The organism is Sulfurovum sp., assembly GCF_041562805.1.
Classification (GTDB): domain Bacteria; phylum Campylobacterota; class Campylobacteria; order Campylobacterales; family Sulfurovaceae; genus Sulfurovum.
In genome coordinates this window covers 1-4,172 of record NZ_JBFFOH010000191.1, presented here as the reverse complement: position 1 = coordinate 4,172, position 4,172 = coordinate 1, and the positions used below count along the sequence as shown (strand labels likewise).

General features: G+C 37.0%; 6 protein-coding genes. 2 read left to right on the top strand and 4 right to left on the bottom strand.

The window, feature by feature from the left end:
- A partial coding sequence (locus tag ABYK33_RS14270) for a putative bifunctional diguanylate cyclase/phosphodiesterase (protein ID WP_373033963.1) occupies nt 1-712 on the top strand: 712 nt, incomplete at its 5' end.
- Nucleotides 713-866: 154 nt separating this feature from the next.
- Nucleotides 867-1,103, top strand: a complete 237-nt coding sequence (locus tag ABYK33_RS14265; protein WP_373033962.1) for a hypothetical protein — start codon at nt 867-869, stop codon at nt 1,101-1,103.
- 82 nt (nt 1,104-1,185) lie between these two features.
- On the opposite strand, the gene ABYK33_RS14260 is transcribed toward ABYK33_RS14265, so the two are convergent.
- The 4 genes from ABYK33_RS14260 to ABYK33_RS14245 form a co-directional block, all read right to left on the bottom strand.
- Nucleotides 1,186-1,935 (bottom strand): hypothetical protein, encoded by a 750-nt coding sequence (locus tag ABYK33_RS14260; RefSeq protein ID WP_373033961.1) that lies wholly within the window; start codon nt 1,933-1,935, stop codon nt 1,186-1,188.
- Between the two features lie 116 nt (nt 1,936-2,051).
- The gene (locus ABYK33_RS14255; protein ID WP_373033960.1) at nt 2,052-2,327 is read right to left on the bottom strand and encodes a hypothetical protein; all 276 of its coding nucleotides are present in this window, start codon (nt 2,325-2,327) and stop codon (nt 2,052-2,054) included.
- 97 nt (nt 2,328-2,424) lie between these two features.
- Nucleotides 2,425-3,021 (bottom strand): hypothetical protein, encoded by a 597-nt coding sequence (locus ABYK33_RS14250; RefSeq protein ID WP_373033959.1) that lies wholly within the window; start codon nt 3,019-3,021, stop codon nt 2,425-2,427.
- Between the two features lie 476 nt (nt 3,022-3,497).
- The coding region (locus ABYK33_RS14245) for an aconitase family protein (RefSeq protein ID WP_373033958.1) at nt 3,498-4,172 on the bottom strand (675 nt) is incomplete at its 5' end.

Here is a 4,172-nt window from a genome sequence, read left to right as displayed (position 1 = left end):
CGATATCTATTCAAACACCATTATTGCTGCCGAAGCATTGGTACGATGGAAACAGAAAGATGGCAGCTATATCATGCCCAGCCAGTTCATTCCCATAGCAGAAGCAAGTGGACTGATCTTGCCGATGAGTGCCTGGATCATCGAAACAGCGATCAAACAGATGATCGCATGGAAAGAGCAGGAAAGTCCTCTTAATATCAACAGAATTGCCATCAACATCAGTGCCATTCATTTTGCACAGGCAGATTTTGTTGATCAGATCAAAAGTATCTTGCACAAATACCCTGTTGACCCGAAACACATTGAGTTTGAACTGACCGAAAGCATTGCCTTAGTCAACATCGAAGAGACGATCCAAAAGATCGAAGAGCTTAAGAAAATCGGTATTACCTTTGCTCTGGATGACTTTGGCACAGGTTATTCGTCACTTGCTTATCTCAAGCGCCTTCCCATCGACTATCTCAAGATCGATCAGTCATTTATTAAAAACATGATGGCCGACAGTGAAGACAAACTCATTACCGAAACCATCGTCTCTGTTGCGCAAGCCTTCAAGCTCAAAGTTATTGCAGAGGGGGTTGAGGAGATCGAACAGCTCGAACATCTAAGAAGTATCGCCTGCGATATCTATCAAGGCTACCTGCAGAACAGACCGTTACCGGCAGAAGAGTTTGTCCTTATGGTCAGAGAGCTTGAACAGCAGCTCAACTAAGCCGCAGCTCTTCGACATCGCCGGAACCTCCCACGTAAGCTGCCCGTCCTAAAGACGACAGACTGACGCATACACTTCATCAAACGAGAGAAGTTTCCCGTCCCCTTTTTCTGATACAATTCTCAAACTACATAAAATAATCACAAGGTAAACCATGAAAGTCGATAAATATGATGTTACAGCAGCGTCAGGTGCTTCCATATGGGTTATCGTTGAACACGGTACCGATATAGAGAAATTTGAAATGCCCGATGGCTATCGCATCAAAGGTTTTGTTGAAACCTTTGAACTCACCAAGGATTCAGACCTCAATTATGAACAGGCAATGGATCGACTGAAGGCACAAGGCTGTTATTACGGCACCACATTTAAGGGATGTTCTGTCAAATAATTACATCAAAAATTTAGTGGACAGCAAAAAACAGCCTGTCCTCTTTTTTTCTTTGTGTATAACATTTCTCTCCAAGTATTTGTTATATTTTTTCTATTTTAGATATCCATTTTACACCTAAGTAGCCATCATTTATATACATATTTACTTTATCTGAAACTTCCATTTCTCTATATGTTGAAGAAGGCACCTCCCTTTCTTCGTATCCTGAATAAGTGACATAATATAACTTGCCATAGCCTTTTGGATTATACGCTCTTGTCATTCTTTTACTTTCAACAGTTCCTTCAATGACATTAGGCTTTGATGTATCAAAGTGCATATTAATTTCTTTTAAACTAATTATTGTTGTTAAAAATAAACTAGCTATTGCAAATAGTGTATTTACAACAGGTAACGATAATGAATGTGTTTTTTTAGAATAAAAAATAAAAATGATATATGGAATAACTATAATAGATGTAATTATCAAAGACATCGTACTAAATGCATACTTATTTATCAAAAATGGCATATCAAAGATATTTACTAACTCTGCTTCGGATAGTAATTGAAGCATTCCATTCATAAATAAGGCAATAGTTACAGCAAAAATAATATGATTTGATTTGTCAGAATCATTCAATGTATTCGTTGCATTCTTTTTTAAAATATAAATGATATATAGTACAAGAACAGTAATTATAATTCCTATTCTTACATCTGGCATATACAAAATGAAAAGAACCCTGAAGAAAGATCTTAGGAAATCTTGTGGAAAAACCAATCCGTATATTAAACATAAAATTATAAATGTAAATAATAATCCTACACCTAAAGTTTTATCAAACATTTGAAATACCTTTTATAGTTTTATATCAAACATAAATGCAAAAATAACGATTAAAATGAGCAATCAAAAAGCCGCCTGCGGGTTTTTGATTGGTCTCCAGTGATTTGTTATATCGTCTATGCCTTGTTTTCTTTTGTCAAAACCAACGTTACAGCGACAGCGGATATAGCTATTACACCTCCTACAATAGTGCTCCAAATACTATTCGTAGTCGGCTGATCAGGCTTTCCTATAGGAATTTTTATATTTATACCTTGATAGTTGATTTTGAGGATATCACCATCCCTATTTATTTCAATATCATCTACATTGATTTCTGAATTTGGGTATTCTTTATTGATGGCTTCATTTAATTTGTTTTTTTGCTCATCATTCAAATCCTGATATTCCATTTGTATAACTCCTTTTTTAAAATATAACGTTTAAAATGAGCAATCAAAAAGCCGCCCGCGGGTTTTTGATTGGTCTCCTCTTATTTGTTAGCTTTCTTCATCGTTGGTGTGACAATGTGTCTTTGACCTTATTCAAATCGTCACCAAGATAATTAAAAGAAGCTACTATTGAGTTAAATAGACCTTGATATTTGTCCAAATCCTCAACATTATTAGTTGAAAAAGTTACGTTACAAAATGCCGTTGGAGTATCGATATACGCCACCTCGTCAAACGTTTCAATCTTATTTTTGTCGATGATATATAAATATTGATAAATAATGGCCTTCCCAGAATTATAAGTATTTACTTCTCCAATTTTGTAAGCTTTTACATTATTTGCTTTTGACAAGGTATTCTTGTCATCTTCAATAAAACTAGCTAATGGTTGATATTTATAGCTGTTCTTATCATATCCGGTTGAATGAATGTATGTAGGAATCTGTTGCCAATTTGCATAGCGACTAGGATAGATGAATGTACCTAGTTTATGTTGATGAGTAATTTCTTTATCAAGCTTCCATCCTTTAGGTAAAGCTAATTCATAAACGTGATTATCTCCATAGACAATGATAAAAGAGTCGATTCCTGCTGCATTAACCCTTAAACTAAATATGGAAATTAGAACCGATATCATGAACATATATTTCTTCATATGTTACTCTCTCCTGCTAACTATTTATTCATTCCTATAATGTCCTTTTTAATCTAATTTTCCGTGATATTAGGACATTTTTTATATCTACTTATCAATATCAACCCTTTTAAATCGTTACAAAACGACAATTTTTAACAAATAATATCTGTTTAGGATTAATCTTTCCTTGAATTAGGTGTCCTTTGTATTTGTATATACGGACATAATGTCCCCATATCATTCAAATCAGCAATAATAGGACACTTCGTACATTAAGAACGGGGAAGTAATAAAAAATCAATTACTAGAAAATGTATAAAACTTAAAAGTGGTGTAGCTTCAAGGAGTTTAGAAAGGTGAACTTTGTGAAGTAAAAGCCAACTGCTTGGCTTTTATAAAAGTGGAACCAGAGTTGTTATGCCTTGGCATCAACGTCGGAGTCCAACGTAACGAGGGAAGCAACGCAGCAAGTGCGTCGCTATTTGCGTTTTTGATTATACGGCTTTGATTGTAACACCGTATTTTTCTTCAGCAACATCACGTGCTTCGAGGTGATAGTTGTTGATCTCGTTGAAGTTCAGGTATTTGTAAACATCTGCCGTCTTGCCAGCCAGTTTTTCAGGAACAATACTCATGTACTCTTCTACGGTCGGGATACGTCCAAGTTTAGAACATACTGCCGCAAGCTCTGCAGAACCAAGGTAAACCTGAGTGCCTTTACCCAGACGGTTGTCAAAGTTACGTGTCGATGTTGAGAAAACCGTTGAACCGACACGAGCACTTGCCTGGTTACCCATACATAGTGAACATCCAGGAACCTCTGTCTGTGCTTCGATCGCTTTGAAAACATCGTAGTACCCTTCGTTGATAAGCTGCTGCTCATCCATACGGGTTGGTGGAACGATCCAGAATTTCTCAACCGCTACCTTGCCTTCGCCACGCATTACTTCACCGGCTGCACGGTAGTGACCGATATTGGTCATACATGAGCCCAGGAAGACTTCGTCGATCTTCTCGCCGGCAACTTCGCTAAGAAGTTTAACGTTGTCCGGATCGTTTGGACATGCCAGGATCGGCTCAGTGACTTCGTTAAGGTCGATTTCGATCACTGCTGCATACTCTGCATCAGCATCCGGCTGCATCAATGACGGTTTAGCCAACCACTCTTT

Excerpts from the sequence above, each read along its gene's own strand:
- ABYK33_RS14265 (WP_373033962.1), top strand. The coding sequence starts at position 867 with ATGAAAGTCGATAAATATGATGTTACAGCAGCGTCAGGTGCTTCCATA.
- ABYK33_RS14260 (WP_373033961.1), bottom strand. The coding sequence starts at position 1,935 with ATGTTTGATAAAACTTTAGGTGTAGGATTATTATTTACATTTATAATT.
- ABYK33_RS14255 (WP_373033960.1), bottom strand. The coding sequence starts at position 2,327 with ATGGAATATCAGGATTTGAATGATGAGCAAAAAAACAAATTAAATGAA.
- ABYK33_RS14250 (WP_373033959.1), bottom strand. The coding sequence starts at position 3,021 with ATGAAGAAATATATGTTCATGATATCGGTTCTAATTTCCATATTTAGT.